This window comes from Yersinia proxima, assembly GCF_902170785.1.
GTDB classification, from domain to species: domain Bacteria; phylum Pseudomonadota; class Gammaproteobacteria; order Enterobacterales; family Enterobacteriaceae; genus Yersinia; species Yersinia proxima.
On record NZ_CABHYG010000001.1, the window covers coordinates 63,383 to 83,775 of the forward strand.

The window sequence follows — 20,393 nt, forward strand, 5'->3', positions numbered from 1 at the left end:
TCGATTGTTTTGTTTTATTTGAACCATCTCAATGGCATTACTAGCAAAAACGTGATCCCAAACAGGATATGCTGGGCGAAAGTCATTTTTACAGAGGGAAATGCTGAATTCGTGGGGAGAATCTGCCAGATGAGTGACAGATTTGTCTGAGTGAGTAGATGCGAGTAGACTGCACCCCCTGTTTGATTTCGGAGTTAACCACCATGAGCGAAACGGCAAGCTGGCAGCCGAGTGCACCCATCGCCAATTTGTTGAAGCGCGCAGCAATAATGGCAGAGATTCGGCGCTTTTTTGCCGATCGTGGCGTATTGGAAGTTGAAACGCCCACCATGAGCCAAGCGACAGTGACGGACATTCATTTAGTCCCATTCCAAACCCGGTTTGTTGGCCCGGGCGCTGCCGATGGTTTGACGCTGTACATGATGACCAGCCCGGAATATCACATGAAGCGCCTGCTAGCAGCTGGCAGCGGTTCTATCTATCAATTGGGGCGCAGTTTCCGCAATGAAGAAGCTGGCCGTCATCACAATCCTGAATTCACTATGCTGGAATGGTATCGCCCGCATTATGATATGTATCGCCTGATGGATGAGGTGGATGACCTGTTGCAACAAATTCTGGATTGCGATAATTCAGAAAGACTTTCTTATCAGCAGGCATTCTTGCGTCATTTGGATATTGATCCCCTGTCAGCGGATAAAGCGCAATTGCGCGAAGCCGCAGCCAAGCTGGATTTAAGCAATATTGCTGATACAGAAGAAGATCGCGATACGCTGCTGCAATTATTGTTCACCGTTGGGGTTGAGCCTCACATTGGCCGTGATAAACCGGCATTTGTTTACCATTTCCCAGCATCGCAGGCTTCTCTTGCCGTGATCAGCACTGAAGATCACCGTGTAGCCGAGCGCTTTGAGGTCTACTTTAAAGGAATTGAGCTGGCGAATGGTTTCCATGAGTTGACTGATGGCGATGAGCAACTGAAACGTTTTGAGCAAGATAATCGCAGTCGTGAAAAACGCGGTTTACCACAACATCCCATCGACATGAATCTGATTGATGCCCTGAAACACGGTTTGCCGGATTGTTCTGGCGTGGCATTAGGGGTTGATCGTCTGGTGATGTTGGCGCTCGGGGCGGAAAAGCTGAGTGATGTTATTGCCTTCCCGGTCAATATCGCCTAATTCCCCTTCGTTCTTGGAGCCACAGCGGTGTTAGCTGCGTTCGCTCACCCGAATCACTTACTCCAGTAAGCTCATCGGGGTGCGCTTACTTGCTGCCTTGCTGCAACACCAATAACTTTGGGGAATGTCTGGTGTTCCTGGCACCGCAGCGGTGTTAAAAGAAATGCCCTGATCCTTCACAGATCAGGGCATTTTTGTTTCTTTCTCACTCAGTGATCTTACAGACTACCCGGTGTACGAGTTCGATTTGACGAAACCACACGCCCACGTCCCAGTGTTTCCAAACGAGCCTGGAAAGGTGGGAACGGCAGAGTAATACCGTGTTCGCGGTAACCGGCCAGAATCAACTGGTGGATCTCATGGCGCAGTGGCATACGATGGCCCATTTCAGCGGCATAAATACGCAGCTCAAAAATCTGAATTCCTTGCTGGAGATCGACCAAATAGACCTCTGGTGGCGGGTTATCTAATACCAATGTACAGCGGCGCGCGGCGGTCAGTAATACCTCCGTCACTTCCTCACTGCTGGTTTCTGCTGGAGCCGGCACAGTTAACACCACACGGGTGATGGAATCCGACAGTGACCAGTTAATAAATTGCTCGGTAATAAAGGCCTTATTCGGCACGATAATTTCTTTGCGGTCCCAGTCAGAAATTGTCGTCGCACGGGTATTGATTTTGGTTACGCTACCGGTGAGATCACGGATAGTTACGGTATCGCCGATACGGATCGGTTTCTCAAACAAGATGATCAAGCCGGAGACGAAGTTGGCAAAAATCTCTTGCAAACCAAAGCCTAACCCCAAACCCAGTGCGGCAACCAGCCATTGGAATTTCGCCCATTCAATCCCTAACATTGAGAAGCCGAGTAAGCTACCGAACAAGATCAATAGATACTTGGTGATAGTCGAAATGGCATAGCCTGTTCCCGGTGTGAGATCTAAATGCTGTAATAGCGCCAGTTCCAGCAGCGCAGGGAGGTTACGCACCAGTTGGGTGGTTACAATCATCACCAAAATGGCGATCAATAGTGATCCCATGGTGATCGCCTGTACCGACTCAATACCATTGATCGTCGATGACACATCCCACAGCCGAATGTTTTCCAGGAAACCGAAAGCCGAGTGAATCTCAGACCACAGTACGATCACTGAAACCAACGCGATCATGGTCAGAATGGATCGTACCAGCCGCAGAGACTGGGCGCTGATCACATCCAGATCAATTACCGGCTCTTCTACATCAATGGAACCTTCGGTGCTGTTATTGTGCGGCGTATCATCCTCGCCACGGGCGCGTTGCGCCAGAATATCGGCACGTCGCTGCTTGGCACGATCAAAGGCAATACGGCGGCGCTGAATCAGCATCCAGCGGCGAATAATATGGTAAACCACCAACAAGAAGAACCAGATAGCAACCGAAGTCTCCAGACGTGCCAACAGTGCCTGTGATGTGGTGAGATAACCCAGCGCAGACGCTAATGCGGCAATCAATGGTGCAGACAGCAGCAGCCCCCACAGCGCCACATTCACAATATTCTCGCCAGAACCTTTCTTATCCAGATAGAGAGGAATCCCAGCCCGCTTCAAACTGTTGGTCACCAAACTCAAGGCGATACACAGCAAAATAAAGCATAACCGGCCCAGTGTGCCGGCGAATTCACGGTCGTTATAATTCTCAAAGGTAATCAGTGCCATCATCAGCGGGATAATTAACCACACTGACATACGATAGAAGCGCATTGCCCGCCCGACTTGGGTCGGTGACCAGCGGAAATGGGTAATAAACAGGCCATGTGGGTGGGCAAATGAAGCACTGATCATAAACACCCACAGCACCGGAACTGTTGCGGTGACGGCATTCCCAATGGCAATTGCCATCGGATACGACCAGGCATTTTGCAATCCATAACCGACCGCGGCCCATAAAACCGGTAGCGGCAGTGCCATCAAAATCGACCAGAACACAGTACGTAGCGTCAGGGAGAAATGGTCTTGTGTCACTTTGCCTACACGGCTGCTGGCGCGTTCAAGGAAAGCATGATAGTGGCGGCGAGAGCTGATACTGAAACCAACAAACAGTAGCGCACCAATAATTGGTAGCAATGTCTCCTGATTAGTCATCATCATCACGAAGGCCCCACTCAACTGCGCCAGCGTATCCAGCGACAATAAGCGGGTAAGATCATGAGCGACATTCACAGGATAGGAGAGTGAAATCGGGCTGACATCCGCGACCCAAAACAGGTAACGGTGGGTGGCCTCACGCACTTCACTTAAGGCATCCACTAACTGGCTGTTAGCCACTTTCAGCTTGGTCAATTCAAGAATCTGGGTGTCATAGCCGGAGAGCAGAGAATTAAGCAATTCGCGCTGAGTACGCCACTGGGCATCCAGAATCCGCTGCTGTTCGGTGGTAAGTGGCGTGCCATCATCTTGAGTTAATTTGACATTTTGCTGCTGTAACTTCTCGAGCATGTCCTCATATTGCAGGCGTTGTACCCGTAACTGGGCCATATCGCGGTCCAATTGCTGAGATTTTGGTACATCCGGCAACCTGGCAACCTGTGCGCGCAGTGCTTCACCTAATGCGGTTGAAACCCCTAGCCACTGGGCCTGCTCACGAATGGTGCTGAGTGCCTGTCGGACTTGTTGGGTCTGTGAGACGGCCTGACGCTGCTGGGAGGAAATAAGATCGATGCGCTGGGCTTGCTGATTCAGTGCTTGAGACAACTCACGGTTTATCTGTAACTGCTGAGTAATCGACGCCGGTAAATCACCACCTTGCTCGGCCAGTAGCTCTGTTCGCTCAAGTGCTTGTTCTGCGGCCTGTTGGCGCTGATTATTTAGGGTATTACGCAATGCCTGAAGCTGGGTATCGACCCGCTCCTGACGCTTTTTGTAGAGTTCGGCCCGTAGCCGTGATAATTCCTGGCGATTATTGGCGGAAAGCTGGGAAAGCTCCAGCTCATTGACTTTCGCTTTGCGCGCCAGTGCCTCAGCTTGCAATAACGCCAGTTGAGCTTGCGCGGCTGGCGTGGTTGGGCCGCTTTGCGCCTGCAAGCGCGAGCTGATTTCTGTCAGAATTCGTCGGGCTTCTGATTGCTGTTGCGGCAGTTGATTGAGTGACTCGCTGATTTCGCGGGCACGATCTTGCTCTTGCTGCGACAAACGACTCAGTTCTAACAACTGACTGCTGATTTGCAGCACCTGCTGCTCCAGCTCGGACGTAGACATATTGCCCGGCACTGGCAGAGGTTTATCTTCCTGTGCTAACTGTTGGCGTAGCTCGCGGGTCAGCTTGGGAAAATCATCAATGGCTTTTTGATACTGCTGAGCGCGGATATCAGATTCTTTCGCATCCGCCAGCCAACTAAGAGCGCCTTGCAGTGCTTGAACAATTTCTGCCTGATTTGCCATCCCTTTATTGGCTTCAGCCTGTTTCAACTCTTGCCTGAGTTGTTCTTCATTCGGCTGAGTTGCCGCATGCAGCGGCAGGGATAACAACATGACAAACGACAGTAGCAGGCCAAAAGGCAGTAATTTGCTTAAAGGCCAGGAAATCATTGGACGCAAGTAAGGGCTCCTTAACATCAATTATGTCTTAAGCCGAAGGCTAGCACGGCGGAGTAACAGGGACGGCTTCGGCAAGGACTTCACCCATACGGGTCACCGAACCACTGTTTAGCTGTGGCGCTAAATACACTTTGCCTTCAGCAAACAGGTTAATCACCGTAGAGCCTAATTTAAAGCGGCCCATTTCTTGCCCTTTCTCCAGTGTTATCGCACCTTCAGCCCCTGCTTGTGGGTAAGTCCAGCGGCGAATGACACCTTCGCGTGGTGGCGTAATAGTGCCAGCCCAGACGGTTTCTATACTGCCAACGATAGTCGCACCCACTAAAATTTGGGCCATCGGACCAAAGGCGGTATCAAAGATACAAATAACGCGCTCATTACGGGCGAACAGATTGGGAACATTCGCTGCGGTCAATGGATTGACTGAGAATAAATCACCTGGAACATAAATCATCTCACGCAGAACACCATCACACGGCATATGTACCCGATGGTAGTCGCGCGGTGCCAGATAGGTAGTAACAAACTGCCCATTCTGAAATTCGGCAGCGAGCATATAGTTACCTGCCAGCAAAGATTCCACACTGTAATCGTGGCCTTTTGCCTGCAAGATTTGCCCGTCATGAATGGTGCCTAACTGACTGATAGCACCATCAGCAGGTTGAGCTAATAGATTTTCTTCGGCCACAACTGGGCGCGCACCTGCGCGTAGTGGACGCACAAAGAATTCGTTAAATGTGCGATAAGCAGAGAATTCAGGATCTTGTGCTTCTTTCATATCGACTTTGTAGTAGCGGGCAAACGCCTTGATAACCAGTTGTGTCAACCAGCCAGCTTGCTTATCCGCGCCCCAGCCAGCCAAGCGGGTTAGGCCTTGTTTTGGGAGTAAATATTGTAATCTGATCTTGATACTGTCTAGCACGTAGACCTCTTGGATTTGCTATGAGCTATAAAAATTAGGGGCGCATTATCTCTATGCGCCACGATGTAAGTCATTAAGTATAGAATTTGAAAACCACTATAAAGGCATCACTTTTCGTCGCTATCTGATGTCTTGCGGGGCTTCGCCTGTTCCATACTTTCCAGAATTCGATGGTAATTATCAAAGCGCTCTTCGGCAATTTTACCTTGCTCTACGGCCTCGCGCAGCGCACAACCGGGATCGTTGGTGTGGCTACAATCGCGGAATTTGCAGTGGCCAAGATAATCACGGAATTCGACAAATCCTTGGGTGATTTGTTCCGGAGCCAGATGCCAGAGGCCGAATTCACGTACCCCCGGTGAATCAATCACATCACCACCATGCTGGAAATGATACAAACGAGCGGCGGTGGTGGTGTGTTGGCCCAAACCTGAGTTATCCGAAACGGTATTCACCAAAATTTCGTTATCCGTTGGCGGTAACAATGCATTGAGCAGGCTGGATTTACCGACACCAGATTGACCGGCAAAAATACTGATCCGCCCGGCCAGTGCCTGTTCAAAGGCTTCCATCCCTTCACGGGTCTGGCTGGACACTTCCAATACGTTGTAGCCAATGCGACGGTAGATATCCATCATGCCGTCAACGAATTTACGACCATCGGCATCCAGCAAATCGATTTTATTCAGTACGATTAACGGTTCGACATCCAATGTTTCACAGGCCACCAGATAGCGGTCGATAATATTGAGAGAAAGTTCGGGTAAGATCGCCGAAACGATAACGATCTGATCAATATTCGCCGCGATCGGTTTCACGCCGTCATAGAGATCAGGGCGCGTCAGAACTGATGTTCGCTCATGCACGGCTTCGACGATACCTTTAACCCGCACGCCTTCCTGCGCTTGCAGGCCGGGACGCCAGACTACGCGGTCACCGGTAACCAGTGACTTGATGGTGCGACGGATATTGCAACGGTGCTGAACACCATCGGCGGCTTCGACATCAGCATGCTGACCGAAACGACTGATTACGATACCTTCTTGCGCATCGCCAAGCTGAGAGTCATCTAACTCAGGTTTTCTATCAGTGCGTAGCCGACGCTGATGGTTAGCCTGCACACGGCGTTGTTGACCTTTGGACAGTTTATTCTTGCTCACTGCGCCTCACTTGAATCTGCATTTATACTCTTCATACTTGAAGCCTCAGAATGGTTAACTGCGACCCCACTTACGTTGGGTATGTCGCTGGTTGCGACCAAAAAGGCTATGATACACATTATTTTATCAATTAACCGTTTGTTCGGTAGTCTCCCCAGCTAACAGGCAGGAAATATCATGGCAGAAAATCAAAATAATCTGATCTGGATCGATCTGGAAATGACCGGTCTTGATCCTGAAAGGGATCGGATCATCGAGATCGCGACGCTGGTCACCGATGCTAATTTGAATATCCTGGCAGAAGGCCCGGTGTTGGCTGTCCATCAATCTGATGAGCAACTTGGGCTAATGGATGAGTGGAATGTGCGCACTCATACTGGCAGTGGTTTGGTCGAGCGGGTCAAAGCCAGCCCGTTTAATGATCATGATGCTGAATTGCAAACCATCGAGTTTCTAAAGCAGTGGGTTCCGGCAGGCACTTCGCCTATTTGTGGTAACAGTGTGGGCCAAGACCGGCGCTTCCTGTTCCGTTATATGCCTGAGCTTGAAGCATATTTCCATTATCGCTATCTGGATGTCAGCACCTTGAAAGAGCTGGCGCGCCGCTGGAAACCCGAGATTTTGGCCGGTTTTAAAAAGCAAAATACTCATCAGGCACTGGATGATATTCGCGAGTCCGTGGCTGAGTTAGCCTACTACCGCGAACATTTTATTCAAAAATAATTAACCGGTGCTGGTAAAAACAGCATATTGTTGTTTTAATCGGCACTTAAACCAAAAAATGATTTTTTTGCTTTCAGGGGCTTGCGGCAAAACGGATTTCTCGTATAATGCGCACCCCGTACCGATGAAGAATTTGCAAGCAAGCGCAAACAGATTCAGTGCTGGAAAGTATGACCCAGAGCGGGAATAGCTCAGTTGGTAGAGCACGACCTTGCCAAGGTCGGGGTCGCGAGTTCGAGTCTCGTTTCCCGCTCCAAATTTTTTCATTCAATTCTGTCTTAATTATCCACAGCCGAGTCACGCGCTGCACGTCGTTTAACATACATTGTATTAACTTCTTCAACAGAGTTATCCACAGATTCTGCTGTTTTTGTATTCAGCTCGCAATTTAACCACTTTAATTTCCTGTTTTATAATCATCTGATTTAATTGCATATATTTTTATATAAAAACGTTATGCCGATCACTTGTGCTTTTTTTTGCACTTGATTGCCAAGGTGTTTTTATTTTTATGCACAGGAAAACTCTGAGTTTATTCATTATAAGAATAGTTGAAAAAAACTCGGCTCAATGTCATCCAACATCAAGCAAAAGCAGCATCAGGCATCGCGTGGCAGGCCTTTTTCAATCGCTCTCACCAGCCGTTTTTTCTGTGGCGATTGAACATCCCCAATCAGTGTAGACCGTCTTTTCAATTGTTGTGAGATGGCCCATTCAATATGTTCATCTAACATGGGATCAATGCCGCGACGTGCTTCCAATGCCAAGACAATATTATCGAGATAGGGCGCATTGCCTAATGCGACCGAGATATTGCGCAACCAGCGCAGATGGCCAATTCGGCGGATGGCTGAGCCCTCAGTGACCCGTAAAAACTTCTCTTCATTCCAGGCGAATAAATCCAATAGCTGCGGTGTATGCAATACCGCTCGCGGGCTGAAATCTTCTTCATCAGTTAATTGTGAGAAGCGGTTCCACGGGCAGATTAGCTGGCAATCATCACAACCATAAATACGATTACCCATCAGTGGGCGAAACTCTTCCGGTATTGCGCCTTCCAACTCGATCGTTAGATAGGAAATACAGCGGCGCGCATCAACGGTATAGGGAGCGACGATAGCCCCTGTCGGACAGGTGGTAATACAAGCAACACAGCGCCCACATTGTTCTTCTTGCGGTTTATCGACCGGCAGCGGCAGATCAATGAGTAACTCGCCGAGAAAGAACCAGGAGCCAGCATCACGATTCAAAATCAGTGAGTGCTTACCAACCCAGCCAATCCCCGCTTTAGCCGCCAGGGAACGCTCCATTATTGGCGCAGAATCGACGAACGGGCGGAAATTGATATCGCCGGCCGCCTGCTCCAGACAATAATTTTGAATCATATCACCCAATTTTTTCAGGCGTTGGCGTAACAATTTATGATAATCACGGCCTAAGGCATAACGGCTGACATAACCGAGTTCTGAATTCTTTAATGTGCTGGCAAATGCGGCCTTGGCAGGCAGATAATTCATCCGCACGCTGATCACCCGCAAAGTGCCGGGTAATAATTCATGAGGGCGCGCGCGCAGCATACCGTGGCGGGCCATCCAGGCCATTTCGCCATGATATTGTTTATCAAGCCAGGCCTGTAATCGCGGTTCTTCTGCTGACAAATCTGTATCGCAGATACCGACTTGCTGGAAACCTAGCGATTGCCCCCATTGCTTGATATGTTGGGCTAACTGATTCAGATCGAGGGGGTGTGCCATGACGGACCATAGTAAGAAACAAATCGGAGCCAGTTTACCACACTCTGTTTTTTCTGCGGACTGGGTGCGCCAGAATGAGGCGATTGCGGCGGCACATTTCTCTCTGACCTTATTTGACCTGATGGTGAGAGCCGGAAATGCCGCATTTGAACTGGCGCGAAAGCAATATCCCGCCGCACGCCACTGGCTGATTTTGTGTGGTCACGGTAATAACGGTGGCGATGGCTACATTGTTGCCAGCCGGGCATTGGCCGCAGGTTTGAATGTTACTCTGATTGCTTGCCCTGGTAATCGGCCTTTACCCGCAGAAGCCCATCAGGCGCAATCTCAGTGGCTGGCTGCCGGCGGTGTGATTAATCAACCTGATATACCCTGGCCACAATATATCGATTTAATTATTGATGGTTTGTTGGGTATTGGCCTGCGAGCCGCACCACAGGGAGTTTATGCGACGCTGATTGACACAGCAAATCGCCATCGTGCAGCAAAAATTGCCCTGGATATTCCGTCTGGACTGAGTGCTGATAGCGGTGCGGCTCCAGGCTCAGTTATCCGCGCCGATCACACCCTGACTTTTGTCACACTGAAACCCGGTTTACTCACCGGGCAAGCCCGTGATTGGGTGGGGCATCTGCACTGCAATGATCTGGGGTTAACACCATGGTTAGTTGCTCAACCGATACAAATTGAGCGTATGACGGCGGACCACCTGCCGCAGTGGCTGAAACCGCGCCGCCCCTGTGCTCATAAAGGCGAGCATGGGCGTTTATTGCTGGTAGGGGGCGATAAAGGATTCGGTGGCGCGATTCGCATGGCAGGAGAAGCCGCTTTGCGCAGTGGTGCCGGGCTAGTGCGAGTACTTACTCACATTGAGCATATCGCGCCGATTCTGGCCGCGCGCCCTGAGCTGATGGTGCAGGAATTAACTGATGAAACCCTCGAACAAAGTATGAATTGGGCTGATGTATTGGTGGTCGGGCCGGGGTTAGGGCAGTCGGATTGGGGCAGGAATGCTCTGAATCTATTGCAACAAAGTGATAAACCAGCATTATGGGACGCAGATGCACTCAACTTGCTGGCATTAAATCCGCTGAAGCGTCAGAATCGGGTGTTGACCCCCCATCCTGGCGAAGCTGCACGTCTGCTCGGTTGCCGCGTCGCTGATATTGAGAGTGACCGCTTACTTTCTGCCCGTAACATCGTTAAACAATATGGTGGTGTGGTGGTCTTGAAAGGGGCTGGTACTCTTATTGCCAGTGAACAAGGCGAGATGGCGATTGCTGATGTCGGTAATGCAGGTATGGCCTCCGGTGGTATGGGGGATATTCTGTCCGGCATTATTGGGAGTTTGATAGCACAAAAGCTGGTGCTGTATGATGCTGCCTGTGCAGGTTGTGTTGTGCATGGCGTTGCCGCAGACACACTGGCTGAAGTTCAAGGCACCCGGGGTTTACTGGCCACAGATTTGCTGTCAGTTATTCCGAAGTACGTTAATCCTGAGTTAGCAAAATAGATATCACAGAATGAAAGAACTCGTTTTACCTCTGCCCGACGAGGCAGCGACCGTTGCATTAGGGGGCGCTTTGGCTCATGCCTTCGAGGGTGCCAGCGTTATTTATCTATTCGGTGACTTAGGTGCCGGAAAAACCACTTTTAGCCGCGGCTTCCTTCAGGCCCTTGGCCATTCAGGGCATGTTAAAAGCCCCACTTATACCTTGGTTGAACCTTACGCCTTGACCCCAAGGCCGGTTTACCATTTTGACCTGTATCGTCTGGCTGACCCCGAGGAGCTGGAATTTATGGGTATTCGTGATTATTTCGATAAGCAGGCAATTTGTCTGGTGGAGTGGCCTCAGCAAGGTGCTGGATTCTTGCCTCAGGCTGATGTCGAGCTGCATCTGGCTTATCAGGCCGAAGGGCGAGAGGCTCGTCTGGTGGCTATTTCTGATGTGGGTGCTGATGTGCTGCGCCGTTTAGCTGCTGTGCAAGGATAATTTGATAATGACGCATAGCTTGACGCTACTAAATTGTTTAACGCGAATAAATGGTTTGACGCAAAAAACGCGCTGGAAACGATCATTTACCGCCATCATGTTGGTTATTATGGGTTTTTTTACCCTATCTTCTGCATTTGCCGCGAAGCTGACCGACATTAAAGTGAACAACGGCCCGACGGAAAGTCGGGTAACGCTCAGTTTTGATGGGCAGCCAGTTTATGCTTTCTTCTCTTTAAACTCACCCGAGCGGGTGGTGCTTGATGTTCGTCAAAGTGGCAATCTTTCCGGATTACCGCTGGAGTTCAGTGGCCAGAATCTGCTGAAAAGAATTCGCTCCAGTACCCCGAAAGATGCGCAAAGTACCCGTCTGGTACTGGAACTGACCCAAAAAGTTAAAACACGCGCCGTAACCCAGCAGTCGGGCAACAATTACACCGTCGTGATGACTATGTCTGCGGCGGCCAGTGCCCCTGTTCGGCAAACGCAACCGACTTTAAGCCAAAATCAAAATAATGTAAGCCAGAACAATGCGCCACTGAATCAAACCAATACGCCCAGCCCCAATGCTGGCCGTTTAACATCGCAGGCGTCGAACACCAATACTGCCTCACGGGTGACCAGCGCAAACACCAATTCGGTGGCTAAAAATCCGTTTAACAACAAACCCACCGTGGTGGTGAGCAGCGAAAGTGTTACGACGAATACTTCGCGTCCGATTAAAACGTCCAGTGCGGCGAATAGCTCCCGTGTAGTGGTCGCTATTGATGCGGGTCACGGTGGTCAGGATCCCGGCGCTATTGGGCAAAATGGCCTGAAAGAGAAAAATGTCACTATTGCCATTGCTCGTCGACTTGAGGCCCTGCTCAACAGTGACCCGATGTTTAAACCCGTATTGACCCGTAATGGCGACTATTTCATTTCGGTCATGGGCCGTTCCGATGTAGCGCGTAAGCAGGGTGCTAACGTGTTGGTATCTGTTCATGCTGATGCGGCACCTAACCGCAGCGCAACCGGGGCGTCGGTTTGGGTATTGTCGAATCGCCGCGCCAACAGTGAAATGGGTAACTGGCTGGAGCAGCATGAGAAGCAATCTGAACTACTCGGCGGCGCGGGTGATGTACTGGCCAATACCGCTTCTGACCCTTATTTGAGTCAGGCAGTACTTGATCTGCAATTTGGTCATTCACAGCGGGTGGGCTATGACGTTGCCACCAAAGTGCTCAATGAGCTGCAAAGAGTGGGTGATATTCATAAACGTCGGCCGGAACACGCCAGTCTTGGGGTGTTACGTTCACCGGATATTCCGTCATTGTTAGTGGAAACCGGCTTTATCAGTAACAGTACGGAGGAGCGGCTGCTTGGCAGTAGCGCGTATCAGGAGAAAATTGCTCAAGCCATTTATAAAGGTTTGCGCAGTTATTTCCTCGCGCATCCGCTACAAGCCGACCCAAAGGTCGAAAACCGCCCGCTCATTGAAACGGCGGCGGTTGATTCTTCGTCACAACGTTCAGGTGTTAGTCAGCCAGAGCCGGTGGTCAGCAATATAAGCAGTAATGCGCAAGGTGGCAGGGTATCTGCTACCAAGCCGGTAGCGGCGGGTGCTGTTACGAAAAATAGAAGTCAGATTCATAAAGTACAACGTGGCGAAACTTTATCCGGTATTGCCAGTCAATATGGCGTTAGCATGGCTGTATTACGGCAAAATAACACACTGAAAAATGATGTGGTCTGGGTGGGGCAGCGTTTGAAAATCCCTGCGTCGGGTGCAACAGTCGCGGCCGCCGCGCCAAAAGCAGTGGCTAAAGCGAAACCGGGTAAAAGCCAGCCGGTTAAGCATCAGGTAAAACGCGGTGATACGCTGTCGGCCATTGCAGCCAGATATGGTGTGTCGATGAGTGAGATTGAACGGGCGAATAAGATAAAGTCAGGTAATGTCCAACTTGGGCAAACCCTGACTATTCCACAGTCGTAAGCGAAAGGAACTGCTATGCCAATTCAGATTCTGCCACCACAGCTCGCTAACCAAATTGCCGCCGGTGAAGTGGTTGAGCGGCCTGCGTCGGTGGTGAAAGAGTTGGTGGAAAATAGTCTGGATGCGGGTGCCAGCCGGATTGATATTGATATCGAACGTGGTGGCGCGAAACTGATTCGTATCCGTGATAATGGTAGTGGCATTGGTAAAGACGATTTGGCATTAGCATTGGCGCGCCATGCCACCAGTAAAATTAGTTCGCTGGAAGATTTGGAAGCCATCCTCAGTATGGGGTTTCGCGGCGAGGCATTAGCCAGTATTAGTTCAGTCTCGCGTCTGATTTTAACCTCGCGCACCGCTGAACAAAATGAAGCCTGGCAGGCTTATGCCGAAGGGCGTGATATGGCCGTGACCATCAAACCTGCGGCTCATCCGGTTGGTAGCACGCTGGAAGTGTTGGATCTATTTTATAACACGCCCGCTCGCCGCAAATTTATGCGGACTGAGAAAACCGAGTTTGGCCATATTGATGAAGTGGTGCGGCGCATTGCACTGGCGCGCTTTGATGTAGCGATCAATCTCAGCCATAACGGTAAGTTAATGCGCCAATATCGCGCGGCTCCTGATCCTTCCCAGCATGAACGCCGGTTGGCGAGTATCTGTGGCCCGGCATTTTTGCAGCATGCGCTGGCGATTTCCTGGCAGCACGGTGATTTGACCATTCGCGGTTGGGTCGCTGATCCCGCCGCCAGCCGCACACTGAGTGAAATGCAATATTGCTACGTCAATAACCGCATGATGCGCGACCGGTTGATCAATCATGCGATCCGCCAGGCTTATCAAGATTTACTCAAAGACGACCAGCAGCCCGCTTATGTATTGTATCTGGATATTGACCCACATCAGGTCGATGTGAATGTGCATCCGGCTAAGCATGAAGTGCGTTTCCATCAGGCGCGGCTGGTGCATGACTTTATTTATCAAGCGGTCACCACGGTATTACAGCAAACAGCGACCCCGGTGCTGAACATCAATGAAGATGGCGAAGAAATTGAGGCTCCGCGCTGGCAGCCAGAAAATCGCGTGGCGGCAGGGGTTAATAAATATGCACAACCGGAGCCGGCGAAAACCGCGCCAGTTGTCCGAGCGTCGTCTCCTGAGCGAACCGCTACTACAGAGCGCTCAATAGCCCGCGAACGAACTCCCACTTATCACGCGGGCGAACCTTACCAAAAACAGCAAGGTGAGTTATATCGCCAACTGGTGCAGCCAGCTGTAGTGAATAAACCGGCGGCAGTCAGTCAACCTTCGGCCGCGCCAGCTCCAGCAGCGCGTCAGATTTCGACTGATGAGCCACTGCATGGTGATAATTACAGTTTTGGCCGGGTGCTCACCGTATTTCCGCCTTGCTATGCTCTTATTGAATATAAGCAGGGCATAGCATTACTTGAACTGACAGTTGCCGAGCGTTGGTTAAAACAAGCTCAATTGAATCCGCCTGCGGAAGGGCTACGTCCTCAGCCATTACTGATCCCATTAAAGCTGACATTAGATAAAAATGAGGCTACTGCCTGCCAGCGCCATCAGCAGTTGTTAGCGACCATGGGGATAGAATTGGCCGTTGAGCACACAAGAGCGACTTTACGTGCAGTATCTTTACCATTACGCCAACAAAATTTACAAAAACTGATACCGGAACTGTTAGGCTATCTGTCGCAACATGAAGAGATATCGCCAGATGCTCTCGCCACATGGATTTCTCGCCATCTTGGCAGCGAACATGAGGTATGGAATGTGTCTCAAGCGATACAGTTATTGACGGATGTTGAACGTCTTTGCCCGCAGTTGGTAAAATCACCGCCAGCGGGGCTATTACAACCTATTGATATAAAGGCCGCTTTGGCAACCCTGAAACATGAATGATATTGAAAATCCAGACCTGCCACCGGCAATCTTTATTATGGGGCCAACTGCCTCGGGTAAAACAGCGCTCTCCATTGCACTGAGACAGCGGCTACCTGTCGAGCTTGTTAGCGTCGACTCAGCCCTGATTTATCGCGGCATGGATATTGGTACGGCGAAACCCAGCGCCGAGGAATTGGCATTAGCACCACATCGGTTAATTGATATTCGCGATCCAGCAGAATCATACTCTGCCGCCGATTTCCGTAAAGATGCATTAAAAGAGATGGCCGACATTACCGCAGCCGGGCGTATTCCGCTGCTGGTGGGTGGCACGATGTTGTACTTTAAAGCGCTGTTGGATGGATTATCTCCATTGCCGTCAGCAGACCCGCAAGTACGCCAGCGTATTGAACAGCAGGCAGCATTGCTGGGTTGGGAGGCTTTACATCAGCAATTGGCTGAGATCGATCCCGTTGCTGCGGCGCGAATTCATCCTAATGATCCCCAACGGCTCTCCAGAGCACTGGAAGTTTTTTTTATTTCAGGTAAAACTCTAACAGAACTGACTAAAATTTCAGGTGAAACCTTACCGTATCGGGTTCACCAATTTGCGATTGCGCCTGTTAGCCGGGAACTGTTGCACCAGCGGATTGAATTACGTTTTCGTCAGATGCTGGATGCAGGGTTTGAAACAGAGGCTAGGGCGCTTTTTGACCGTGGTGATTTGCATACGGATATGCCAGCCATTCGTTGTGTGGGATACCGGCAGATGTGGTCTTATCTGTCCGGTGAGATTGATTACGACGAAATGGTTTACCGCGGAATCTGTGCGACACGTCAACTGGCAAAGCGCCAAATGACCTGGTTGCGGGGCTGGGGTTCAGTCCAGTGGCTCGACAGTGATAAGCCGGGAGAGGCTTTAGACTCTGTAATACAGGTTGTTAGTGCATAGGTTGAATGATTGTGTACAATTGATTAGTACTCAACGCGCGGATTTTTTTTACGCAGTTTATTTTCGAGCCGATAGGTTCTTAGTTAATAACAACAAGCAAATAAGGAAAATATAGAATGGCTAAGGGGCAATCTTTGCAAGATCCGTTCCTGAACGCATTGCGTCGTGAACGGGTTCCGGTTTCTATTTATTTAGTGAATGGCATTAAACTGCAGGGCCAAGTTGAGTCTTTTGATCAGTTTGTCATTCTGTTGAAAAACACAGTCAGCCAGATGGTTTATAAGCACGCCATCTCTACTGTAGTGCCTTCTCGCCCGGTTTCGCATCACAGCAATAATCCGAGTGGTAGCACTAATAATTATCATGGTAGTAATCCATCTGCGCCGCAACAGCCGCAGCAGGATAGCGATGACGCTGAATAAAGCGCATTGCTGGTCAACCATGACGGGGAACATAAGCAACGGATTCGGGCTTATGTTCTCCGCACTAGCGGTTTTGATCCGTTTGAGAGGTTGCTCGTTTGTTTGACCGTTATGAAGGCGGTGAGCAGGCCGTACTGGTTCATATCTATTTCTCGCAAGACAAAAACTCAGAGGATCTGCGTGAGTTCGAAGCGCTGGTATCTTCTGCGGGCGTAGAGGCTTTGCAAATTGTGACGGGTAGTCGCAAAGCTCCGCACCCTAAGTTTTTTGTGGGCGAGGGAAAGGCAGTAGAAATTGCTGACGCGGTGAAAGCCAGTGGTGCGTCTGTTGTCCTGTTTGATCATGCCCTTACCGCAGCGCAAGAGCGAAATCTTGAGCGTTTGTGTGAGTGCCGGGTTATTGATCGAACTGGCCTAATTTTAGATATTTTTGCCCAACGGGCCCGTACCCATGAAGGTAAATTACAGGTCGAATTAGCGCAATTGCGCCATATTGCGACTCGTTTGGTACGCGGCTGGACGCACCTTGAGCGTCAGAAAGGGGGGATTGGCCTAAGAGGGCCAGGTGAAACCCAGTTGGAGACCGACCGTCGTTTGCTGCGTGACCGTATCAGCTTGATTTTAAGCCGTTTGGAGCGCGTGTCAAAACAGCGTGAGCAAGGCCGACGTGCACGTACCCGTGCAGATATCCCGACAGTGTCTTTGGTGGGATATACCAACGCCGGTAAATCTAGCCTGTTTAACAAAATTACGGCAGCTGATGTTTACGCGGCTGACCAACTATTTGCTACGCTGGATCCCACTTTACGCCGTATTAATGTGGCGGATGTAGGCGATACAGTGTTGGCGGATACGGTAGGCTTTATCCGGCATTTGCCGCACGATCTGGTTGCTGCTTTCAAAGCGACATTACAAGAAACGCGGCAAGCCTCATTACTGCTACACATTATTGATGCAGCTGATCCTCGGGTGGCCGAGAATATGGCCGCAGTTGATTCTGTATTGGCAGAAATCGAAGCGGATGAAATCCCTACATTATTAGTAATGAATAAAATTGATTTGTTGGATGATTTCGTCCCGCGAATTGATCGCAACGAAGAAAATCTGCCAGTCAGAGTTTGGCTTTCAGCCCAAACCGGCGCAGGTATCCCGTTGCTCTTTCAAGCGTTAACGGAGCGTCTTTCAGGTGAGATCGCACACTTTGAATTGCGTTTGCCGCCTCAGGCAGGCCGTTTACGTAGCCGTTTTTACCAGCTTCAGGCAATTGAAAAAGAGTGGATAGACGAGGACGGGAACGTCGGTATGGTGGTAAGAATGCCTATCGTTGATTGGCGTCGTCTCTGTAAACAAGAGCAGGAGTTGGTCAGTTATATTATTAGTGAGCCAAGCACGGTTAATTAATGAGTGACTTGACCTTTCTTGTGAGATTAAGAGCCAGCTTCTTTGGCATGTGCTCTTGGCCTGAAGAAAACCAATCATAGAAGAATGGAGCTAAAACATGGCGTGGAATCAGCCCGGTAATAACGGACAGGACCGCGATCCGTGGGGGAGCAGCAATAATAATGGCGGCAACTCTGGCGGAAATAACAATAATAAAGGTGGTCGTGACCAAGGGCCGCCGGATCTGGATGATATTTTCCGGAAACTGAGCAAAAAACTGAGTAGCCTCACGGGTAAAGGTGGCGGCAACGGTAATGGCGGCAATGATAACAATGGTACGTCAAAAGGCCCTGGTTTCAGTGGTCGTATCGTTGGTATCGCTGTAGTTGCAGTTGTGGTTATCTGGGCGGCAAGTGGTTTCTATACAATTAAAGAAGCTGAGCGCGGTGTTGTGACTCGCTTGGGTAAATTAAGCCACATTGTACAGCCTGGTTTGAACTGGAAACCGACCTTTATCGATGAAGTCACTCCGGTTAACGTCGAATCAGTACGCGAATTGGCGGCATCTGGTGTCATGTTGACCTCTGATGAAAACGTCGTTCGCATCGAAATGAACGTGCAGTACCGCGTGACTGACCCGGCCGCTTACCTGTTTAGCGTGACTAATCCGGATGACAGTCTGCGTCAGGCAACTGACAGCGCAGTACGTGGTGTTATTGGTAAATACACCATGGATAAAATCCTCACCGAAGGCCGTACTATCGTTCGTAGCGATACTCAACGTGTATTGGAAGAAACAATTCGTCCATACAACATGGGTATCACTCTGCTGGACGTTAACTTCCAGGCAGCACGTCCGCCGGAAGAAGTTAAAGCGGCATTTGATGATGCGATTGCTGCTCGTGAAAACGAACAACAATATATTCGTGAAGCAGAAGCGTACACCAACGAAGTCCAGCCTCGTGCGAATGGTCAGGCACAGCGTCTGTTAGAAGATGCCCGTGCTTATGCCGCGCGTAAGGTATTGGAAGCCCAAGGTGAGGTTGCCGGTTTTGCGAAGTTGTTACCTGAGTATAAGGCTGCACCGGAAATTACCCGTGAACGTCTGTACATCGAAACCATGGAAAGAGTCCTTGGTCATACCCGCAAAGTATTGGCTAATGACAAAGGCAATAGCCTGATGGTGCTGCCGCTGGATCAACTGATGCGCGGTCAAGGTGCAGATAAAGCAGAGGGTAGTAAGGATAGCAGCCTGATTCGTTTGACTTCACCTTCTGCTGCTAATAGCAGCCAGGAGTCTGGTGTAAGTAACTCGAATACCAGTTCAACCAGTGGCTCTATCATGGATCAGCGCCGGGCGAATGCTCAGCGTGATACTTCCACTCGCGTAGGGAGAGAATAACCAATGCGTAAGTCTTTTTTACTTATCGTCGTTGTGGTGTTAGTCGCACTCTACGCTTCGCTGTTTGTGGTACAAGAAGGTCAACGCGGGATCGTACTGCGCTTTGGCAAGGTATTACGTGATAGTGATAACAAGCCTTTGGTGTATGCACCAGGCCTGCACTTCAAGATACCGTTTATCGAAACAGTGAAGACGTTGGATGCCCGTATTCAAACCATGGACAACCAGGCCGACCGTTTCGTGACCAACGAGAAGAAAGACCTGATTGTTGACTCATACTTGAAATGGCGTATCAGCGATTTCAGTCGTTACTATCTGGCCACCGGTGGTGGTGATGTTTCTCAGGCTGAAGTGCTGTTGAAACGTAAATTCAGTGACCGTTTGCGTTCTGAGATTGGTCGTCTGAATGTGCGCGACATCGTAACCGACTCACGTGGTCGTCTGACTTCAGATGTTCGTGATGCGCTGAACACCGGTAGTGTGGATGATGAAGCCGTTACCACCGAAGCAGATGATGCTATTGCCTCTGCGGCAGCGCGTGTTGAACAGGAAACCCGAGGCAAACAGCCTGCGGTTAACCCGAACAGTATGGCGGCTCTGGGGATTGAGGTTGTTGACGTGCGAATCAAGCAAATCAACTTACCGGCTGAAGTCTCTGACGCTATCTTCCAGCGTATGCGTGCTGAGCGTGAAGCGGTAGCCCGTCGTCACCGTTCACAAGGTCAGGAAGAAGCTGAGAAGTTGCGTGCAACCGCTGACTATGAAGTGACCCGTACTCTGGCAGAAGCAGAGCGTCAGGCGCGTATTACTCGCGGTGGTGGTGATGCCGAAGCGGCTCGTCTGTTTGCTGATGCATTCAGCAAAGACCCTGACTTCTATGCATTCATTCGTAGCTTGCGTGCTTATGAAAACAGCTTCAGCAGCGGTAACGATGTGATGGTTCTGAGCCCGGATAGCGATTTCTTCCGCTATATGAAATCGCCGGATAACTCTAGCAAACGTCCATAACGATTGCCGTGACAGACCGTTTTTGACCGTAACAGTAAGGC

The 20,393-nt window shown here is 50.1% G+C and carries 15 protein-coding genes and 1 tRNA gene; 12 read left to right on the plus strand and 4 right to left on the minus strand.

Annotation, left to right across the window (positions count from 1 at the left end):
- Window positions 1-203 precede the first annotated feature (203 nt).
- A complete protein-coding gene (gene epmA / locus FTB31_RS00295; protein WP_077175638.1) occupies window positions 204-1,181 on the plus strand; it encodes an elongation factor P--(R)-beta-lysine ligase in 978 nt (325 codons plus the stop codon).
- A gap of 218 nt (window positions 1,182-1,399) precedes the next feature.
- Here epmA and mscM read toward each other — a convergent pair whose 3' ends face one another.
- The 3 genes from mscM to rsgA form a co-directional block, all read right to left on the minus strand.
- Window positions 1,400-4,756, minus strand: coding sequence for a miniconductance mechanosensitive channel MscM (gene mscM, locus FTB31_RS00300; RefSeq protein WP_050075640.1), 3,357 nt, complete (start codon window positions 4,754-4,756; stop codon window positions 1,400-1,402).
- Between the two features lie 40 nt (window positions 4,757-4,796).
- A complete protein-coding gene (asd, locus tag FTB31_RS00305; protein ID WP_077175639.1) occupies window positions 4,797-5,678 on the minus strand; it encodes an archaetidylserine decarboxylase in 882 nt (293 codons plus the stop codon).
- A 107-nt stretch (window positions 5,679-5,785) separates the two neighbouring features.
- On the minus strand, window positions 5,786-6,838 hold the full coding sequence (rsgA, locus tag FTB31_RS00310) for a small ribosomal subunit biogenesis GTPase RsgA (RefSeq protein WP_011815419.1): 1,053 nt from the start codon (window positions 6,836-6,838) through the stop codon (window positions 5,786-5,788).
- Window positions 6,839-7,015: 177 nt separating this feature from the next.
- Here rsgA and orn point away from each other — a divergent pair, with 177 nt between their 5' ends.
- Together orn and FTB31_RS00320 are read left to right on the plus strand one after the other, a co-directional pair.
- Complete coding sequence (orn, locus tag FTB31_RS00315; RefSeq protein ID WP_011815420.1) at window positions 7,016-7,561, plus strand: oligoribonuclease; 546 nt, start codon at window positions 7,016-7,018, stop codon at window positions 7,559-7,561.
- Between the two features lie 180 nt (window positions 7,562-7,741).
- Window positions 7,742-7,817, plus strand: a tRNA-Gly gene (locus FTB31_RS00320).
- Between the two features lie 343 nt (window positions 7,818-8,160).
- Here the strand turns inward: FTB31_RS00320 and queG are convergent.
- Window positions 8,161-9,315, minus strand: coding sequence for a tRNA epoxyqueuosine(34) reductase QueG (gene queG / locus FTB31_RS00325; RefSeq protein WP_227720131.1), 1,155 nt, complete (start codon window positions 9,313-9,315; stop codon window positions 8,161-8,163).
- On the opposite strand from queG, the gene nnr reads away from it, so the two are divergent.
- From nnr to hflC, 9 genes are all read left to right on the plus strand, one after another.
- Window positions 9,314-10,828, plus strand: coding sequence for a bifunctional ADP-dependent NAD(P)H-hydrate dehydratase/NAD(P)H-hydrate epimerase (gene nnr / locus FTB31_RS00330; RefSeq protein ID WP_227730992.1), 1,515 nt, complete (start codon window positions 9,314-9,316; stop codon window positions 10,826-10,828). The genes queG and nnr overlap by 2 nt on opposite strands.
- Window positions 10,829-10,838: 10 nt before the next feature.
- Window positions 10,839-11,309: a tRNA (adenosine(37)-N6)-threonylcarbamoyltransferase complex ATPase subunit type 1 TsaE gene (gene tsaE / locus FTB31_RS00335; protein ID WP_005156441.1), complete on the plus strand. Its 471-nt coding sequence runs from the start codon at window positions 10,839-10,841 to the stop codon at window positions 11,307-11,309.
- A gap of 97 nt (window positions 11,310-11,406) precedes the next feature.
- On the plus strand, window positions 11,407-13,284 hold the full coding sequence (amiB, locus tag FTB31_RS00340; protein WP_227731038.1) for an N-acetylmuramoyl-L-alanine amidase AmiB: 1,878 nt from the start codon (window positions 11,407-11,409) through the stop codon (window positions 13,282-13,284).
- 15 nt (window positions 13,285-13,299) lie between these two features.
- Window positions 13,300-15,207: a DNA mismatch repair endonuclease MutL gene (gene mutL, locus FTB31_RS00345; RefSeq protein WP_227730993.1), complete on the plus strand. Its 1,908-nt coding sequence runs from the start codon at window positions 13,300-13,302 to the stop codon at window positions 15,205-15,207.
- Window positions 15,200-16,141, plus strand: coding sequence for a tRNA (adenosine(37)-N6)-dimethylallyltransferase MiaA (miaA, locus tag FTB31_RS00350; protein WP_050075646.1), 942 nt, complete (start codon window positions 15,200-15,202; stop codon window positions 16,139-16,141). The genes mutL and miaA overlap by 8 nt, the downstream gene beginning before the upstream one ends.
- A gap of 116 nt (window positions 16,142-16,257) precedes the next feature.
- On the plus strand, window positions 16,258-16,563 hold the full coding sequence (gene hfq / locus FTB31_RS00355; RefSeq protein ID WP_004392473.1) for an RNA chaperone Hfq: 306 nt from the start codon (window positions 16,258-16,260) through the stop codon (window positions 16,561-16,563).
- Window positions 16,564-16,661: 98 nt separating this feature from the next.
- Window positions 16,662-17,963 carry a ribosome rescue GTPase HflX gene (hflX, locus tag FTB31_RS00360; RefSeq protein WP_227720130.1) on the plus strand — a complete coding sequence of 434 codons (1,302 nt, stop codon included), beginning with the start codon at window positions 16,662-16,664 and terminating at the stop codon, window positions 17,961-17,963.
- A gap of 97 nt (window positions 17,964-18,060) precedes the next feature.
- Window positions 18,061-19,344, plus strand: a complete 1,284-nt coding sequence (hflK, locus tag FTB31_RS00365; RefSeq protein WP_050075648.1) for an FtsH protease activity modulator HflK — start codon at window positions 18,061-18,063, stop codon at window positions 19,342-19,344.
- A gap of 3 nt (window positions 19,345-19,347) precedes the next feature.
- The gene (gene hflC / locus FTB31_RS00370) at window positions 19,348-20,352 is read left to right on the plus strand and encodes a protease modulator HflC (RefSeq protein WP_050075649.1); all 1,005 of its coding nucleotides are present in this window, start codon (window positions 19,348-19,350) and stop codon (window positions 20,350-20,352) included.
- Window positions 20,353-20,393 lie beyond the last annotated feature (41 nt).

Coding starts and splice junctions, on each gene's coding strand:
- hfq (WP_004392473.1), top strand. CDS start 16,258: ATGGCTAAGGGGCAATCTTTGCAAGATCCGTTCCTGAACGCATTGCGT.
- orn (WP_011815420.1), top strand. CDS start 7,016: ATGGCAGAAAATCAAAATAATCTGATCTGGATCGATCTGGAAATGACC.
- hflK (WP_050075648.1), top strand. CDS start 18,061: ATGGCGTGGAATCAGCCCGGTAATAACGGACAGGACCGCGATCCGTGG.
- queG (WP_227720131.1), bottom strand. CDS start 9,315: ATGGCACACCCCCTCGATCTGAATCAGTTAGCCCAACATATCAAGCAA.
- tsaE (WP_005156441.1), top strand. CDS start 10,839: ATGAAAGAACTCGTTTTACCTCTGCCCGACGAGGCAGCGACCGTTGCA.
- hflC (WP_050075649.1), top strand. CDS start 19,348: ATGCGTAAGTCTTTTTTACTTATCGTCGTTGTGGTGTTAGTCGCACTC.
- epmA (WP_077175638.1), top strand. CDS start 204: ATGAGCGAAACGGCAAGCTGGCAGCCGAGTGCACCCATCGCCAATTTG.
- amiB (WP_227731038.1), top strand. CDS start 11,407: ATGTTGGTTATTATGGGTTTTTTTACCCTATCTTCTGCATTTGCCGCG.
- nnr (WP_227730992.1), top strand. CDS start 9,314: ATGACGGACCATAGTAAGAAACAAATCGGAGCCAGTTTACCACACTCT.
- mutL (WP_227730993.1), top strand. CDS start 13,300: ATGCCAATTCAGATTCTGCCACCACAGCTCGCTAACCAAATTGCCGCC.
- miaA (WP_050075646.1), top strand. CDS start 15,200: ATGAATGATATTGAAAATCCAGACCTGCCACCGGCAATCTTTATTATG.